This window comes from Tenuifilum thalassicum (genome assembly GCF_013265555.1).
Lineage (GTDB): Bacteria > Bacteroidota > Bacteroidia > Bacteroidales > Tenuifilaceae > Tenuifilum > Tenuifilum thalassicum.
In genome coordinates this window covers 1,090,651-1,108,016 of sequence record NZ_CP041345.1, presented here as the reverse complement: position 1 = coordinate 1,108,016, position 17,366 = coordinate 1,090,651, and the positions used below count along the sequence as shown (strand labels likewise).

At 40.4% G+C, this 17,366-nt stretch carries 12 protein-coding genes, 1 tRNA gene and 1 riboswitch; of the genes, 2 read left to right on the top strand and 11 right to left on the bottom strand.

Annotated features, from left to right (window positions below; translation table 11 throughout):
- Positions 1–36 precede the first annotated feature (36 nt).
- The 7 genes from trxB to FHG85_RS04545 form a co-directional block, all read right to left on the bottom strand.
- Positions 37–1,032: a thioredoxin-disulfide reductase gene (trxB, locus tag FHG85_RS04575; protein WP_173073410.1), complete on the bottom strand. Its 996-nt coding sequence runs from the start codon at positions 1,030–1,032 to the stop codon at positions 37–39.
- A gap of 273 nt (positions 1,033–1,305) precedes the next feature.
- Entirely contained in the window at positions 1,306–1,917 is a 612-nt protein-coding gene (locus FHG85_RS04570) for a hypothetical protein (protein ID WP_173073408.1), read from the bottom strand.
- A 68-nt stretch (positions 1,918–1,985) separates the two neighbouring features.
- The gene (locus tag FHG85_RS04565; protein WP_220429232.1) at positions 1,986–2,591 is read right to left on the bottom strand and encodes a hypothetical protein; all 606 of its coding nucleotides are present in this window, start codon (positions 2,589–2,591) and stop codon (positions 1,986–1,988) included.
- A 623-nt stretch (positions 2,592–3,214) separates the two neighbouring features.
- The gene (locus FHG85_RS04560) at positions 3,215–3,589 is read right to left on the bottom strand and encodes a GxxExxY protein (RefSeq protein ID WP_173073405.1); all 375 of its coding nucleotides are present in this window, start codon (positions 3,587–3,589) and stop codon (positions 3,215–3,217) included.
- 460 nt (positions 3,590–4,049) lie between these two features.
- Positions 4,050–4,126, bottom strand: a tRNA-Pro gene (locus FHG85_RS04555).
- 52 nt (positions 4,127–4,178) lie between these two features.
- Positions 4,179–5,105: a serine/threonine protein kinase gene (locus FHG85_RS04550; protein WP_173073403.1), complete on the bottom strand. Its 927-nt coding sequence runs from the start codon at positions 5,103–5,105 to the stop codon at positions 4,179–4,181.
- A gap of 11 nt (positions 5,106–5,116) precedes the next feature.
- Positions 5,117–6,463, bottom strand: coding sequence for a phosphomannomutase/phosphoglucomutase (locus FHG85_RS04545; protein WP_173073401.1), 1,347 nt, complete (start codon positions 6,461–6,463; stop codon positions 5,117–5,119).
- A 252-nt stretch (positions 6,464–6,715) separates the two neighbouring features.
- On the opposite strand from FHG85_RS04545, the gene FHG85_RS04540 reads away from it, so the two are divergent.
- Positions 6,716–8,836, top strand: coding sequence for a M3 family metallopeptidase (locus tag FHG85_RS04540; protein WP_173073399.1), 2,121 nt, complete (start codon positions 6,716–6,718; stop codon positions 8,834–8,836).
- Between the two features lie 62 nt (positions 8,837–8,898).
- Here the strand turns inward: FHG85_RS04540 and FHG85_RS04535 are convergent, their stop codons facing one another.
- From FHG85_RS04535 to FHG85_RS04525, 3 genes are read right to left on the bottom strand one after another with little or no spacing between them, the layout of a single operon-like run.
- Positions 8,899–10,551, bottom strand: a complete 1,653-nt coding sequence (locus tag FHG85_RS04535; RefSeq protein WP_173073397.1) for a putative transporter — start codon at positions 10,549–10,551, stop codon at positions 8,899–8,901.
- A gap of 3 nt (positions 10,552–10,554) precedes the next feature.
- Complete coding sequence (locus FHG85_RS04530; RefSeq protein ID WP_173073395.1) at positions 10,555–11,175, bottom strand: anaerobic ribonucleoside-triphosphate reductase activating protein; 621 nt, start codon at positions 11,173–11,175, stop codon at positions 10,555–10,557.
- Positions 11,176–11,177: 2 nt separating this feature from the next.
- Positions 11,178–13,304, bottom strand: a complete 2,127-nt coding sequence (locus tag FHG85_RS04525) for a ribonucleoside triphosphate reductase (RefSeq protein WP_173073393.1) — start codon at positions 13,302–13,304, stop codon at positions 11,178–11,180.
- Between the two features lie 99 nt (positions 13,305–13,403).
- Positions 13,404–13,587, bottom strand: a riboswitch (cobalamin riboswitch).
- A 145-nt stretch (positions 13,588–13,732) separates the two neighbouring features.
- On the opposite strand from FHG85_RS04525, the gene FHG85_RS04520 reads away from it, so the two are divergent.
- Complete coding sequence (locus tag FHG85_RS04520; RefSeq protein WP_173073391.1) at positions 13,733–15,151, top strand: carbon starvation CstA family protein; 1,419 nt, start codon at positions 13,733–13,735, stop codon at positions 15,149–15,151.
- Positions 15,152–15,189: 38 nt separating this feature from the next.
- On the opposite strand, the gene FHG85_RS04515 is transcribed toward FHG85_RS04520, so the two are convergent.
- Positions 15,190–17,259: a glycoside hydrolase family 97 protein gene (locus FHG85_RS04515; protein ID WP_173073389.1), complete on the bottom strand. Its 2,070-nt coding sequence runs from the start codon at positions 17,257–17,259 to the stop codon at positions 15,190–15,192.
- Between the last annotated feature and the right edge of the window lie 107 nt (positions 17,260–17,366).

Sequence of the window (17,366 nt, the reverse complement as noted above, 5' to 3'; positions counted from 1 at the left end):
AATGGCAGCCTCTTTATTTTATATCAAGCTCATAATCTAAAAATTTCTTTCTCCTAAGTATCGCTCTGCATCAATTGCTGCTTTGCAACCAGAACCCGCAGCAGTAATTGCTTGACGATAGGTAGGATCTTGAACATCGCCACAGGCAAAAACTCCTGGTAGGTTTGTTTTAGATGTTCCGGGAACTGTTTTAATGTACCCAACCTCGTCGGTTTCGATCCATGGTTTGAAAATATCTGAATTTGGATGATGCCCTATTGCCAGGAAGAAGCCAGAAATATCAACCTTAACATCTTTTCCTTCCTTGGTATTGGTTAGGATAACACCGTTAACACCACTCTCATCGCCTACAATTTCCTTAGTTACATGTTCAAAAAGAATTTCGATGTTAGGAGTATTGAATACTCTTTCCTGCATGGCCTTTGAGGCGCGAAGATAAGGTTTACGAACAACCATGTAAACCTTGTTGCAAAGGCCAGCCAGATAGGTTGCCTCCTCGCAGGCGGTATCGCCGCCTCCAACTACAGCAACATCCTTGCCGCGGTAGAAAAACCCATCGCAGGTTGCACATGCTGAAACACCTTGACCCTTAAACTTATCCTCAGACTCTAAGCCAAGGTACTTTGCTGTTGCTCCTGTAGCAATAATAAGAGCATCAGTCTCAATGATTTTCTCATCATCAATTGTAATTCTGTAGGGCTGATTAGAAAGGTCCGTTTTAGTAGCAATACCAAAGCGAACATTGGTTCCGAAGCGCATGGCTTGCTTTTTAAGGTCTTCCATCATTTCAGGTCCAGTGATTCCATTTGGATAACCAGGGAAGTTTTCAATCTCGGTAGTTGTGGTTAACTGACCACCAGGCTGAATACCTTCGTAGAGCACTGGATTAAGGTTTGCCCTAGCAGCATATATTGCTGCAGTGTAACCAGCAGGCCCTGAACCTAAAATCAGTACTCGAACCTTTTCAACAGGTAGCTCTTTACCTGCGCCCTCATTAGGATCGTTTGTGTTTAGCGATTTAAATACTGCCATAGTTTATAATATTTACAAATTTAGATATTTCAATTTGATGCAAAAATACTAATATTTTCTTAAGATTTTTACGTTATTTAAATTGATTTTAAACAACGTTTTACAACAATAAAGATAGTGAAATTTTTCGTAAAGGTTAAGAACTTGTAAAGCACAAACCATCGTTTCATGAAAACCTCCAAAAAAAGTAAGGCTGGCAAGCACCTACCTGTCAGCCTTAATATGCATACAAAAAATTGGTGATAACTGCAAAAAAAACGATACTACTCAACACTAACGCTTTCTTCCAAATTCAAATCCTAATGTCAAAGATGCCGTAGTAAATGTGGGGACGTTTTCTTTGCTCAACAAAAGAACTTTCGGTCGATAGACAAAACCGAGAGTGAAAGCCGATTCACTCTTTTCGCTTTCTTTGAGTGGAATAACATAGTTAACCTTGAACCCTAAACCAACATAACCCGCAAAGCCATCGTTTATGGTTTCAATACCCGATTTTGGCTCGAAGGAGCGTGTCTGGAAAAGAGTATAAATTCCTACCCCGATAAATAAATTCACCTGCTCTGAACTACCCTTACTGAATGGACTAATCAACCAATCTAACCCAAGCATGTTTTGAAGGGCAACAGCGCTAACAGTATCGTCCTGGTAGTGAAAATTGCAAAGTGAAAGGTCATAGTTCAAGCGACTTGGAAGGCTTTTAATGGCAAACTTGTTATAAAGGCCAAAACTGAAGGCTTTTCCAATTGAGTTCTTATAAAAATCGGGCTGACTTGTATTATACAAATAGCCGTTCCCCAAATTGGAGTACATTCCGGTGATATTTTGAGATTTAGCACCGGAAAATACTATAGCAGATAATATTGCCGCTATTAATACTTTCTTCATAAGTCTAAATTTTAAGCTATTTAACATTAAAAATTTACCCATCTTTTAGCTAAATGGTACGTTGTTTTCTACTCCTTTTTGTAAGCACCATAGGATACAATGGCTGCTAAGGGAAAAGCCACAAATGGAGTTGTAAAAATTCCTGAAACCAACCCAATGGCATCTGCTCCATATACTACCCAGGCAGGAAATGGGAATTTTTTACTGTCCTTTTTTACATATTTATTCCAAAAATTATAGCTATTACGAAATGTGGCAAAATATACCAGGAGTAACTCTTTCTCTTGTTGCGAAATATCCGACTTAACTATTACATTGTATTCAAAATCCTCTATTAATCTAGTATAATCGATCATTTCATCTGCTTCAGAGATTTCGCTTAAAAATTGGCGTACATAATTCTTTGAAAAGGAATAATTTTGGAGAATGCTGTCAGTAAATTGAATGGGATTTGCAGTATAACTCTCTACAAAATTATAAACATAATTTTCATTAACAATTGTTTTAAAATGGTGTTTTTCATTCATCAATTTTAATGCATAGCCATAAAATTGTTTCCCTTTCATTTTTTTTAGTTCATGGTTGCCAATGAGGTCAGAAAGTTCCTGATTGTGTTTTTTCCCGTAAGAATCATAGGGATTTAACTTTTCCAAATCCATTACAGGATTTTCCACAACATCTTTCTTACAAGAATTTAACAGAACAGAACAGAACAGAACAGAACAGAACAGAACAGAATACGAATAAAGATTTTGATTTCATAATTTTACGTTTTTAGTGTTAAAAATAATTTAGCTATACAATCCAAATTTATAATCATTATTTATCCTTTGCAACATTTTTTTTATTTTTTACAACACAAAATAAACATTCTTCATATAGTATAACCAATCTGTTTGTTTTATGACACTTTTTATTATACCTGCTTTACGCATTTTACCAATGAACAAGAACAGTAAACAAAAGTGAAAAGTCAAGCATGTTAAACAATAATTAGACGGCTCTAGCAGGCGTTGGGTGCAACATGAAAGGGAGATTATTTTTAATATATACCACATTTAAACCACATCTAACATAACCAATAAAATGCTTAATCCCATTCGTGTTTAATGATATATTGGCAACAATAGCATTAATCACTTGAATAGTAGAGTATTGGATGTAACAAATGCTACATATGAACGAATGTTCTTACCATGAATGTATAAATAATGTCATTTTGTTCGTGAATTTGTGGCTCTGATTCTTTTGCCACGAATGCACGAATAATTTATTTCCCTGAATGAATGGCAGTTATTTATAGCACTATTCTTTTATAATTCAACCTCAACTCACCAAAGTTAACTAATAATGCAAGCTGATTGCCCGATACTTTTAGATAGTTTAATGCCTGTGCTATAAACTCATCGGAAATGCCTGAAACAGCTTTTACCTCTAAAATTATATTATCAAATACAACAAAGTCGGCAAAAAATTTATGTGGCAAAATAATTCCTTTATAATTCACCTCGTACATTTTTTCCCTTTCATATGGAATATTGGCTTTCCTGAACTCAAACTCTAAGGCATCCTTATAAACAATCTCAGGAAATCCAGGGCCCAAATTATTGTGAACTTCCATGCATTTGCCTATGATCTTATAGCTTTCTTCTTTGTAAATAATTTTTTCCATATTTTATTTTTTTTGCCACGAATGCACGAATATACCGCCACGAATGCACGAATGCTCTAACACGAATATACAAATTTATTCGTTTCTTTATTCGTGAATTCGTGGCTCTGTTTTTTTTGCCATGAATACACGAATAATTTTTGCTTTACTCTAAAAACATATTGAATTCAACATGCTATCTACATCATTATCAGGCACTTTATTCTCGATTATTCGCTCCGCTCACGAGCTCGCGGCGTTTAAGCGCCGCTCGGTTCGATCAGACGACCATCCCGACACATGTCGGGATGCGCTAGCCAAATGGGGGAAATGAAAAAAGGAGGTCGTTTAAACCTCCTTTATTTTGATGGTCGGGGTGATCCGACTCGAACGGACGACCATCCCGACCCACATCGGGATGCGATAGCCACCTGCGAAAAAAAAAGGAGAGAAGGTTCGTCTACCTCCTCTCCTAAGTAACTGGTCGGGGTGATCCGACTCGAACGGACGACCACTTGCACCCCATGCAAGTGCGCTAGCCAACTGCGCCACACCCCGCCTTTGTTTAGCGCTGCAAAGATACTGATTTTTTTAAATTACAAAACCAACCCTAAAACTTTTTTAACACAACTATCTCCTTTAAAAACTGATCAACATTTTTGTACCTATTTTCTATCGCATGTTCCAGCATATCTATTAGCTGTGTTCTGGTATACATATGTGGGGGTCTTGCAAGCTTTGCTTTTGAGGTTGCCTTTTTAAGCACCTGCTCTAGTCCTTGAGGTATCCTTCTATTCTTTGGCAGTTCTTGAGTGAGCTGTATATGTATTGTCTTTAGCGGGTTATCTGTCATCCATGGCTCAACTCGTGTAAAAAGCTGCCAAAGAGCAACACCAATTGAGTAGATGTCTGTTTGAATGCTAACTAGCTCCCATAAATTAAGAACTTGCTCAGGTGCGGAATAGATTAGCCCAAAAGGTAACTTTCGTTCGCCCATATGTAGAGGTTCTGCTGGTTTTCTTGCCATACCAAAGTCTATTATTTTAACCTCGGCATAGGCTACTCTTTTAATATCATCTGAATTTACTATAATGTTTGAGGGTTTAATATCGCAATGGACAAATCCAGCCCGATGAACTCTACTTAAAGCCTCTAAGGCTTTAATGGAAATCGAAATTAAATCGGAGAAACTCAGCTTTCGGTGATACCTCCAACGAGTGAGTTCCTTAAAGCTGAAACCTTCAACATAATCCACAATGAGGTAATAAACACCCTCATGATAAACCAATTCCGATTGAATTTGCGAACAAGCATTTATGGCATCAGCCTCGCGCTCCACACGCCAAAAATATTCTGGTGTGGTTTTAATCCAGCTATGGTAACGCTTAACAACTACCCTCCTACCCGATTCAAGCGATTTGCCAAGATAAGTTGAACAGATTTCGCCGTTTGCTTTAAGTATGGAGGAAGAATCGGTCAGATCGACAAGGTAACGTTCATTCTTCCCTTCAATCTCCAACCGATTCTGTGAAATCATTGTGATTGATTTTAGCTAAACCTTGCAATAATCTCGCGAGCTCTGGCTATTTTTTCATCTAACATTTCACGCGATTTGGCCTCGGCAATGAAACGAAGGTAGGGTTCGGTATTAGACGGGCGGATGTTGAACCACCAATCGGGGAACTCAACACGATAGCCATCAAAGTCATAGGAAGCGGTTGGCTTTTCCTCCGATATGAAGAAATCGCGAACGGCATCCATAGCCTCGCGCTTGCGTTCGAGCTTAAAGTTTATTTCTCCAGAGTTGGCATAGGTTTCGATTCTGGAAATTAGCTGAGAAAGGGTAACACCCTGAGCCTTCATCTTGCTAACCACGTTCAAAATAAGAATGCAAGCCAGCATCCCGGAGTCGGAGTAGTAGAAATCGCGGAAGTAGTAATGCCCAGCAAGTTCGCCCCCGTATATTCCATCAATTTCGCGTAGTTTTTTAGCTGCAAAAGCACGACCAACACGCCAGGTGTGCATTGTAGCACCCATAGGTGTTAAGTACTCCCCAACGGCCTTTGAAGTACGGATATCCTGTAAAACATTACCCTTTAAGCCTTTCTCCTCAAGGAAGTAATGGCCAAGAACACCAATCATGAGGTCAGGGGAAATAAAACGGCCATTCTCATCAACAAACATCACACGGTCGGCATCGCCATCGAAAATGATTCCCACATCGCAGCCATTCTTTTTAACCAGATTCTGTAAATCAACTACATTTTCCGGGATTAGCGGATTTGCCTCATGGTTTGGAAATGTTCCATCGAGCTCGTCGTAAAGGTAAACGGGTGACTCTCCCAGTATATCCTTAATAATTAGAGCCGCCATACCATTTGAGCAATCGATTCCGATTTTTAGGTTGGAATAATCGCGCTTGAATCCATTCAAGAAATCAATATATTCAGATCTAATGTCATGTTCGATTATTCTACCCTTATTTGGCGCAGGTACAATTGGCTTATTATTTTTAATCTTTTCCTCAATCACCTTAAGACCAGTATCATAGCCAACAGGTTCGGCATTCTCGCGCGACACCTTCATACCATTATACTCCCTTGGGTTGTGCGAGGCGGTAATTTGAACCGACGCCTTAAAATTTCCCTTTGCTGTTGCATAGTAAACCATAGGAGTGGTAGCCAAACCAAGGTTATATACATCGGCACCGGCATCAGTTATTCCCCGGGTTAGGTATTCGTAAATCTCGTCGGACGATTCACGAGCATCGCGTCCAACTAGCACTTTATCGGTTTCAAGCAAACCTACAAGGAAGAATCCTATTTTATAGGCATCATCCTTATTGAAATCCTTGTTATAAATTCCCCTAATATCATAGGCGTGAAATGCTCCCATAATAACTCTTTTTTTACCTGTTAAACATCCATGAATTAACCACAAAAGTAAAACAATATTCTAAACTTTTCTCAATTCCCAGTTGAATGATTAAGCGCATTGTTTCTAATTCACTTAAAAAATCTTAAAGGAGAAATATGTGCTATAAAGCAAAAAGTAAAACTGAAAGTAAAAAATTAAAGCAATATTGCTAACTTTCGGAATGTTAAATCAACTCATAAAACTGAAAATCAACTCATAAAACATGTAAAGATGAAAAGAAAAAGTTTAATCATTTTAACCCTTGGAATCATGGGATTAATGATTGCATGTACCGGGAACAATAGTTCCAACAATCCATTGCTCAAGGAGTATGACACTCCTTTTGGTGTGCCACCCTTTGATAAGATTAAACCCGAACATTTTGAGCCTGCCATTGCAGAAGCAATTAAGCAACAAATGGATGAAATTGATGCCATTGTAACGAGTACAGAGGCTCCCACCTTTGAAAATACCATTTATGCGCTGGACAATAGCGGTGAGCTATTGGAAAACATTGTTCTAACATTGGAAAACCTGAACTCTGCAAATACCAGCGACTCCCTACAGGAAGTTCTAAAAAAGGTTTCACCAATGCTTGCCAAGCACCGCGACGATATCAGCATGAATCCTAAACTTTTTGAGCGGGTTAAGGCTGTATATGAAACCATAGGCCAAAAGGAATATACACCCGAGCAAAAGCTGCTGATTGAGAAAACCTACAAGTCGTTTGTTCGTGGCGGAGCAAACCTTGATGCAGAAAAACAAGCAAAACTACGTGAAATTAACCAGGAGCTCTCTATGCTAGCATTAAAGTTTAGCGAGAACCTACTTGCAGAGAACAATGATTACTACATTGTTATAGACGATGAGAAAGATTTAGCTGGGCTACCGGAATCGGTTAAGGCCATGGGTGCGGAAGAGGCAAAAGCAAAAGGGATGGAAGGCAAATGGGTGTATACAATTTATAAGCCTAGCATGCTGCCCTTCCTAACCTACTCGCAAAACCATGAGTTGCGCGAGAAGCTATATTATGGCTACTACATGCGTGGGAACAACAATAATGAGCACGACAACAAGGAGGTAATTAAGAAGATAGTAGACCTTCGCCAGCAAAAGGCTGAACTTTTAGGTTATCCTACTCATGCTCACTTTGTTTTAGATGAGAATATGGCTAAAGTGCCTGAAAATGTTTACGATTTATTGAACAAAATCTGGGAACCTGCCATTAAAAGGGCAAAAGAGGAACGTAATGAGATGCAAAAGTTAGCAGATGCCGAAGGTGCTAACATTAAGATAGGGCCGGCAGATTGGTGGTACTATGCCGAAAAGGTTCGCAAAGCCAAGTTTGATTTGGATGAGGAGATGCTTCGTCCATACCTATCGCTCGATGCGGTTCGTTCAGGTGTTTTCAAATTAACCGAAAAGCTATACGGTTTGAAATATGAAAAGCGCAACGACCTTCCAGTTTACCATCCCGATTGCGAGGTTTACGAAGTTAAAGAATCGGATGACAAGCATCTCGGAATTCTTTACCTAGACTTTTTCCCTCGCGAGAGCAAAACAGTTGGTGCATGGTGTACAACATATCGTAGCCAAAGAGTTAGACCCGATGGCACATTTGTAACCCCAGTGGTTTCAATTGTATGTAACTTCTCAAAACCAACAGGCGATAAACCAGCGCTGCTAAGCTACGACGAGGCAGAAACATTCTTCCATGAGTTTGGTCATGCTCTTCACGCTCTATTTAGCAAAGTAAAGTATGCCGGTTTAAGAGATGTTCCTCGCGACTTTGTTGAGCTACCAAGCCAGATTATGGAGCATTGGGCAGGACACAAAGAATATCTAAAGGAATATGCTCGCCATTACCAAACAGGAGAGCCTATGCCCGATGAGCTAATCAATAAAATAGAAGCAAGCGGGCACTTTAACCAAGGATTTGCAACCACTGAATATCTGGCTGCTTCAATTCTTGACATGGACTATCACACATTAACAGCTGAGAAAGCAAAGCTTGACGATATCCTTGCCTTTGAAAAGGCTTCAATGGATAAGCTTGGACTAATCCCCGAGATATTACCCCGCTATCGTAGCACATATTTTGCTCATATTTTCAGCGACGTGCTTGGTTACTCAAGCGGTTACTACTCATACATCTGGGCAGAGGTGCTAGATGCCGATGCCTTTGAAGCATTTGTTGAAAGCGGCGATATCCTCAACAAAGAGGTAGCCAGCAAATTCCGCACTTGTGTTCTTGAGAAAGGCGGTTCAAAGGAGGCAATGGAACTTTACACGGATTTCCGCGGGAAAGAGCCCAGCATTGAACCATTACTAAAGAATAGAGGGTTAAACTAAGCTTTTAAAGAAAAAGTTAAAGGGTGGCTCATTTGAGCCACCCTTTACTAATTTCAACAACCCTAGACAAATATCAGAATCTGAGCCAGCATGATTCTAAGAATCATAGTAAGAGGGTAAACAGTGGCGTAGGCTGCCGATTGTGCATTAGATTGATATAATGAATTGGCAAATTCAAGTGCGGGGGGATCGGTCATTGAGCCTGCAAGGGCTCCAACAATCTCCAGGTAGTTGAATTTAAGCATTCGGGCAACAGTGCCAACAACAATAACCGGTACAACGGTTATTAGAACCCCATAACCCATAAGCCTCAGGCCACCATTTAAAAGAGCATCAACAAATCCCTCGCCGGAGCCTATTCCAACACAAGCAAGGAATAATAGGATTCCAAATTCCCTAAGGAACATATTAGCGCCAGGGCTAATATAAGTGCTTAAACGCCAGATTCGGCCTTTGTGCCCGAAGAAAATGGCAATAAGAAGAGGCCCTCCGGCTAATCCCAACTTGGCAGGTGCTGATAATCCGGGAATAAAGATTGGTATGCTTCCTACTATAACCCCAAAAACTATCCCAAGAAAAATTGGTATGGTATTAGGAGCAGTGAGCTCCTTTACGGAATTACCCAGCTCATTTTTGATATCCTCAAGCAAATCGCGTTTACCCACAATCCTAAGCAGGTCGCCCATTTCGACTACGGTTTCCGAAGTGGGAAGAATTTCAATTCCGGAGCGAATAATACGGGTAATATTGGCTTCATATCGGCGATAGATACCAATTTGCTCAATGGTTTTACCCGCTAACTTTTTATTGGTAAAAAGCACGTGAAACATGGCCAAATTGCCTGGCAAGCTTCTTTTCTCCTGCAGCGACACCTTCCCTACCTTGAGCTCGATATCGGAGAAATGGACCTCGGATGCTGCACCGTAAATTATATCACCATGCTCAATGGTCAGAGCATCGGATGCAACCAACATTTCATTTCCACGACCTACACGAGAAATAACCATCTCACCCTGGAGTTTCTTTTTAATAAAACCAATGCTCTTCCCCAAAATATTTTCGTTGGTTACTTGAACACTAATGCTCTCAATTCTTTTAGCACCCTCATTAAATTTAGCCACATACTTTTCATTTTCAGCTTTAAAATTAATCCTGAAAAGCAATCTAATAATTATCATGCCAGTTATAACACCAATAATACCAAAAGGATAGGCTAAGGCGTATGCCATTCCAGCTTCACTAGGACCATTTTGAACTCCAAGTTCAGTTAAAATCTGTTGAGCCGCTCCAAGTCCGGGAGTATTTGTGACAGCACCGCTCATCAATCCTACAGCCTGAGCAGGAGTGATGCCAGCAGAATATTTGACCAGTAAAGCAATTATAAAGCCTAAGAAAACAACCGAAACGGCAATCATATTCAATTTAAGCCCACTACTTTTTAGTGTCCCTAAAAAGCGTGGTCCAATGTCAATTCCAAGGGCATAAACAAAAAGAATGAGTCCGAACTCCTTAACAAAGTGAAGCATCTCCGGATTACCCTTCAGCCCAAAGTGAGCAAGAAACAACCCTGCGAACAACGTTCCGGAACTACCTAGGCTTATACCTTTGATTTCAACTTTACCAAGTAATAAACCTAAAACTGCAGATAAGCCAAGAACAATCAGCGTGCTTATCACACCACTGCCGCACAGTAAGTTATTAAAAAAATCAATCATCACTTAAAAAGTTAAATAATCAGCTAATATTCCATTCTCCAAAGTTAACTCATTTACATGCAACTTACAGCCATTCAAAACCTGTTCTATCTCATCAATTTCCGATTTTGGCTTATCCGATGGCCAGGTAATTCTAAACTGATACTCGATTTGTGATTTTTGTAAAACTGCAATAGATTTCTTAACCAGTTCAATAATGTCAGAATCGGCAACCCCAATTACTTTACTATAGTTACCCGCAGTAGGTAAAGCCTTTATATCCATGGCAACATAGTCAACTAAACTTGCATCGATGAGATGCTCTACCATTTTGGGATTAGTGCCATTAGTATCGAGTTTAACCCGAAAACCAAACTGTTTGATTTGCTTAATAAACGTTGGTAAATCGGGATGGAGTGTGGGTTCGCCACCCGAAATGACCACACCATCGAGCCAACCGACCCGTTCTGCTAAGAAATTAAAAACGCTATCGGTATCAATCTGCTTACACCCGGCCGATGGTAGAACCAGCCAATGATTATGACAATACCAGCATCGGAAATTGCATCCGTAGGTGAAAATCACACAGGATATCAAACCGGGGTAATCAATCAACGAATGTTGTTGAATGGCTGCAATTTTCATGTTTACCTATTCAAGGCCGTATCAAAAAGTTTACGGTCAACAAACTCCGATTGTTTACCCTCATTCCATTGCTCTACTGGTCGAATGTAACCTACAATTCTAGAAAAAACTTCACATGCAACCTCTTCACCAGCAGATTTACATTTGGGGCAAGTTCTGTGCTCTCCAAACAGATAACCATGCGATGGGCAGATGCTAAAGGTTGGTGAAAGGGTAATGTATGGTAACCTATAGGTACTTAATACCTTACGAATCATTTGTTTCACCAATTCAGGGTCTGGTTGTTTTTCACCTAAAAAGATATGGAACACCGTGCCCCCCGTATATTTCTCCTGTAATTTTTCTTGATGTTTCAGAGCTTTAAACAAATCGTTTGTATAGGCTACTGGGAGTTGTGTTGAGTTTGTATAGTACGGTTTGGCACCTTTTAAAACGTTTTTGCTGTTGGCTACTGCTATATCGGGGAATATTTGCCTATCGATTCTTGCGAGGCGATACGATGTGCTTTCGGCAGGGGTTGCTTCAAGGTTGTATATGTTGCCTGTTTCCTCCTGTATTAACGCAAGTTTCTCACGCATAAAATCCATCACCTTAAGGCTAAACTCATAACCTTTGGATGTGGTAATATCCTCGCCCAAAAAGTTTATACAGCATTCGTTCATACCAACAATGCCAATAGTTGAAAAGTGGTTTGCCCAGTATTTTCCAAAACGCTTTTTAATATCACGGAGATAAAACTTTGAATAAGGATATAATCCCTTTTCGGTAAGGTTTTCAATCACCTTGCGTTTAATTTCCAAACTTGTTGATGCAGTTTCGATTAGTTGCGATAGTTTTGAGAAGAACTCGTCTTCGGTTTCTGAAATGTATCCGATACGGGGGAGGTTAAGAGTAACTACCCCAACACTTCCAGTTAATGGGTTTGATGCAAAAAGTCCACCACCACGGCGCGATAGTTCGCGTTTGTCGATTCGTAACCGGCAGCACATGCTTCGAATATCATCGGGGTGAAGGTCGGAATTTATAAAGTTGCTAAAATAAGGTACGCCATATTTTGCTGTCATCTCCCAAATACCCTTATATAAAGGGTTATCCCAATCGAAATCGGATGTAATATTGTAAGTTGGAATGGGAAAAGAGAAAAGTCGACCGGCGGCATCCCCTTCAAGCATTACCTCTGCAAAGGCTCGATTAAACATATCCATTTCGGTCTGGAACTCGCCGTATAGCTTGTTTTGATATTCGCCAGCGTAAATGACCGGTTGATTACGCATAAACTCAGGCACCTTAAGGTCAAGCGTTATATTAGTGAATGGTGTCTGAAAACCTACACGGGTGGGAACATTCAAATTAAACAGAAACTCTTGAATTGCCTGTTTAACATCCTTATAGGTAAGCTTATCGTAATAGATAAATGGAGCAAGATAGGTGTCGAAATTCGCAAAAGCCTGTGCCCCCGCTGCTTCTCCCTGAAGGGTGTAGAAGAAGTTGGTAACTTGCCCCAGGGCCGTTCTTAAATGTTTAGCAGGGGTGCTTTCTATCTTTCCCGAAACCCCTTTAAAACCCGACAATAATAAATCCTGTAAATCCCAACCAACACAATATACGCTTAAAAATCCTAAATCGTGAATGTGGATATCGCCATTCCTGTAGGCCTTTGTTACCTCAGGTGGGTAAATTCTATCGAGCCAGTACTGTGAGCAAATTGTAGTGGCAATATGCTGGTTTAACCCTTGCAGCGAATAAGAAGAGTTGGCACTCTCTTTAACGCGCCAATCGTTAATATCGATATAATCATCAATAATCTTGTGGTTGCCCAGGAGCTCGTTGCTATTCCTAAGCTGTTCGTGCTGCTTGCGGTAAAGTATGTAGGCTTTAGCCACATCGTGCAGGTGAATCTTCATCAGGATTTGCTCCACAATATCTTGCACCTGTTCAACATTTGGGCGAACAGTAAGCTTGTTGATTTCACCAATCACCTCGGTGGTTAGCTCCTCGGCATAGGACCATGAGCCTTTGCCCACAGCCTTTAAGGCTCTGTAAATGGCAAATGTAATTTTTGAAGGCTCAAATGGAACAACAGCCCCATTACGCTTCACGATTTCGCTTGGAAGTTGACTACCATTCATTTTTAATAATTTTAAGGTTTGACAAATGGTAGCCCCGAATAGAAAAACCGAAGAATTTAGGGTTTCCCCTTCTCTCCTCGCCTTTCACCCGAAGGCTACAAGAAAACAACCAAGCAGGCAGGTCTTCTGGCTTGCTCAGACTTTTGCCACCTTCCCATCCGGGTACTCCAGGACAGTGGTATCCATGCAAAAGATAACAAAGAGCTTACAGCTACGGGGATAGCCCCGGATTTTCACCGGGTTCCCTATTAACCCAAAAGGGACCTACTTGACAATACAAATGTATATCCTTAATACGAGTCATGTTTTAGTTAGCAGAATAACTTTTCAACATGACTTAATAGTTTTTCAACAGAAGCTAAAAAAACTCGCTTTGATTTACACCGAAATCATGAAAATGATAACTTTAGCGCCAAAAGTAGAGGATTATGTATACGTTCATCTTTGCAGTAATAGGTTTAGTATTGGGTTACTTCGTTTACGGAAGGTTTGTTGAACGCATTTTCAGCATCAACCCGGAAAATCAAACACCTGCATACACCATGCAGGATGGAGTAGATTACATTCCCATGCCATGGTGGAGGGCCTTTCTAATTCAGTTTCTAAATATCGCAGGCCTGGGGCCAATTGTGGGAGCAGTACTTGGTGCAGCATACGGTCCGGTTGCCTTTGTTTGGATTGTGCTCGGCAACATTTTGGGTGGGGCTGTTCACGACTATTTCTCAGGTATGATATCAATACGAATGGGGGGAATGAGCATTCCCGAAATCATTGGTAAGTACCTGGGTTTAAGCGTTAAGCAATTCATGCGTGGATTTACTCTCATTCTAATGATTCTTGTTGGTGCTGCATTTATATCAGGACCTGCAGCGCTTCTTTCATCATTAACTCCTTCGCATCTGACTAAAGGAGTTTGGGTTGTTATTATCCTTTTTTACTATATTATTGCAACCCTTCTACCTATTGATAAGATTATTGGGAGGTTTTATCCCATTTTTGGGCTTGCTTTAATTGTAATGGCAGTAGGAATAACTATTGTAATATTTACTGGTGGTTACATACACGACATACCAGAGGTATGGAATAACTTTCATAATATGAAAGCCAATGCCGATAAATATCCTCTTTTCCCCATGCTTTTTGTTACAATCTCATGTGGTGCGATAAGTGGATTTCACTCAACCCAAAGTCCCATGATGGCACGTTGCCTAAAAAATGAAAAAGAGGGTCGAAAGGTTTTTTATGGTGCAATGGTTACCGAAGGTATTGTAGCTTTAATTTGGGCAGCAATTGGGATGAGTTTTTACGGAGGTGTTAATCAGCTTAACTCAGCAATAGCTGGCTACAATGGCGAGGCTACAATTATAATTCGAGAAATATCAAACACAACCTTAGGCACAATAGGTGGAATTTTGGCAATTCTGGGTGTAGTTGCAGCTCCAATAACTACTGGAGACACAGCATTCAGAAGCGCTAGACTAATAGTTGCAGACTTTTTAAGATTCCCTCAAAAAAAACTATGGAATAGGGTTATGGTAAGCCTTCCGCTTTTTGTCATAGGGTTTACCTTAACTCAAGTTAAGTTTGACATTATTTGGCGATATATGTTCTGGAGTAATCAGGTTCTGGCCACAGTTGTTCTTTGGGCTATAACCGTTTACCTGGCTCAACAAAAGAAACTATACATCATAACCTTAATACCAGCACTTTTCATGACGGCTGTTGTAACAAATTATATCCTCATTGCACCCGAAGGCTTCCAACTTGCCCACTGGGTTGGATTAGTGTTCGGAATAGCAATCCCCATAGCCTGTCTTGCTGTTTTTGCAAGATATCTAAAGCGATAAAAATAGAGGCTGCCTTTTTTAGGTAGCCTCTATTTTTTCTACAAAGGAAATATAGAAATAGCAGCACCACCTCCTGGTGCTAACTTTAAATCAACCTCCGAAGTGCTATCTATCTCATAGTTCTCAATCTTATATGATGTTGGATTTTTATCCCAGTGCGCATCTGGGCCATCGAGGTAGAATGTTGCCCTGTATTTCACATTTGGTTTTAGAAAATCAAATTTAATTGTAAGATCTCTAGGGTTCTCATCGGTTATTGCACCTACAAACCAACGGCCCGTATTTCTTTCTTCACGGGCGATTGCAATGTAATCGCCTATTTCGGCATCAAGCACAAGCGACTGCTCCCAATCAACACCCACATCGCGAATAAACTGAAACGCAGGATGTCCTTCATAGTTTTCGGGTAAATCGGGCACCATCTGAATGGGGCTATATATCACTACATAGAGAGCAAGCTGATAGGCAAGTGTTGAGTTTACCTGGTTTTCATCTTTATAAGGTTTTAGCTTGATGTTGAAAATGCCTGGTGTGTAATCCATTGGTCCGGCAAGTTGAGCGGTAAACGGAAGGATTGTTAGGTGCTCAGGTGGATTTCCTCCATCAGTAGACCAAGCATTAAACTCCTGCCCCCTAAAGTTCTCGCGTGCAATAACATTTGGATACGTTCGCCATTCGCCTGTGCCCTTGAAGGGTTCATGGGCATCAACAGCAATCTGATACTTTGCAGCTGTTTCAACTACTTTCCTGTAATGGTTTACCATCCACTGGCCTTGGTGGTATTCACCCTTGGGTATGATTTTACCAACATACCCGGTTTTCACGGAATGAATACCAAGGCTCTGCATTAAGCGGAATGCTGTATCCAGCTGCTGCTCATAGGTTCGTGGAGCAGCAGATGTTTCGTGGTGCATAATAAGGTTAACCCCCTTGCTTTTTGCATAATGTACCACTTCGTTCAGATTATAATCGGGATAAGGGGTTACAAAATCAAAAATTCCCTCACGGTCTTCAAACCCAATCCAATGCTCCCATCCTGTATTCCATCCCTCAACAAGCAATCCTTTTATACCATTTTTGGCAGCAAAATCGATATAACGTTTTGCATTAGCAGTTGTGGCACCATGCTTACCGCTAGCCATATCCCAAGATGATTTACCAAGATGCATTTCCCACCAAACCCCAACATACTTCATTGGCTTAAACCATGAAATATCACCTATTTTATTAGGCTCATTCAGGTTTAGAACCAGCTTAGAGGTAACGATATCGCCAGGCTTTCTGGTGATAATAATTGTTCGCCAAGGAGTACTGAAAGGTGCCTTTGTTTTCACCTTTACGCCAGAATCGTTACCAACCAGAGCCGTTTCCAGGGAAAGATTAACCGTATCAACCCTCAAAGTTGCGCCAGAATAGTTGCAAACATCAGCCTCATGAAAACAGAGATAAATACCATCCGATGTTTTCATGGTTACGGGTGTATTCACGGCATTCTCAGGTATATAGGTTTGTGCAAGGAAGTTTTTGCTTTTACTATTCACCGCATCAATCTGGCTCAGCTTAGTTGTGCGGTAGAGATGCTCATATATATCCCAATCACCTGGTTGCCACCAACAGGTGTGATCGCCATTAAGATTAAACTTTGTATTTTCGGCAAGTATAATAACGGAATCCATGGAGGGCTGTTCCGGAAACTCATACCGAAACCCCACCCCGTCGTTGAAAACCCTGAAATTTAAAGCAAACTTTCTGTTAGGAGATTTTATCTCGGACAGGTAAACCTTCAACTCGTTATAGGTGTTGTCAACCCAGTGCTGGTCGCCCCAGGGCATTTCCCATACCTCGGAAAAAGAGGATGTTCTAACGCTATCGATTTTTAAATCTGAACCCAAAGCGGGCATGTTTTTGAATTCAAAGCCGAGTGTAGATGGTTTAATCACTTTGCTTCCATCGAATTTAATCGAATAAGTTGGCCTATTGCCATCAGATAAGGTGAAAGTCAATTTAATCGTGCCTGAAGGTGAGACAACAGCATACTCGTTACTTTGGCATGATGTAAATACGAATGCCAAGCTCACAATGGCGCTCCTTATTAGTTTTAATCTCATCGTTAAGTAGATTTTATCTATTGAAACATTTATTTTTACAACATCTCAAAAATACATATAAAAAGTGTTTCCTGGCCAATTGCAATACCAGGAAACACTCCAACCAA

Excerpts from the sequence above, each read along its gene's own strand:
- trxB (WP_173073410.1), bottom strand. The coding sequence starts at position 1,032 with ATGGCAGTATTTAAATCGCTAAACACAAACGATCCTAATGAGGGCGCA.
- FHG85_RS04570 (WP_173073408.1), bottom strand. The coding sequence starts at position 1,917 with ATGAAGAAAGTATTAATAGCGGCAATATTATCTGCTATAGTATTTTCC.
- FHG85_RS04560 (WP_173073405.1), bottom strand. The coding sequence starts at position 3,589 with ATGGAAAAAATTATTTACAAAGAAGAAAGCTATAAGATCATAGGCAAA.
- FHG85_RS04550 (WP_173073403.1), bottom strand. The coding sequence starts at position 5,105 with ATGATTTCACAGAATCGGTTGGAGATTGAAGGGAAGAATGAACGTTAC.
- FHG85_RS04545 (WP_173073401.1), bottom strand. The coding sequence starts at position 6,463 with ATGGGAGCATTTCACGCCTATGATATTAGGGGAATTTATAACAAGGAT.
- FHG85_RS04540 (WP_173073399.1), top strand. The coding sequence starts at position 6,716 with ATGAAAAGAAAAAGTTTAATCATTTTAACCCTTGGAATCATGGGATTA.
- FHG85_RS04535 (WP_173073397.1), bottom strand. The coding sequence starts at position 10,551 with ATGATTGATTTTTTTAATAACTTACTGTGCGGCAGTGGTGTGATAAGC.
- FHG85_RS04530 (WP_173073395.1), bottom strand. The coding sequence starts at position 11,175 with ATGAAAATTGCAGCCATTCAACAACATTCGTTGATTGATTACCCCGGT.
- FHG85_RS04525 (WP_173073393.1), bottom strand. The coding sequence starts at position 13,304 with ATGAATGGTAGTCAACTTCCAAGCGAAATCGTGAAGCGTAATGGGGCT.
- FHG85_RS04520 (WP_173073391.1), top strand. The coding sequence starts at position 13,733 with ATGTATACGTTCATCTTTGCAGTAATAGGTTTAGTATTGGGTTACTTC.
- FHG85_RS04515 (WP_173073389.1), bottom strand. The coding sequence starts at position 17,259 with ATGAGATTAAAACTAATAAGGAGCGCCATTGTGAGCTTGGCATTCGTA.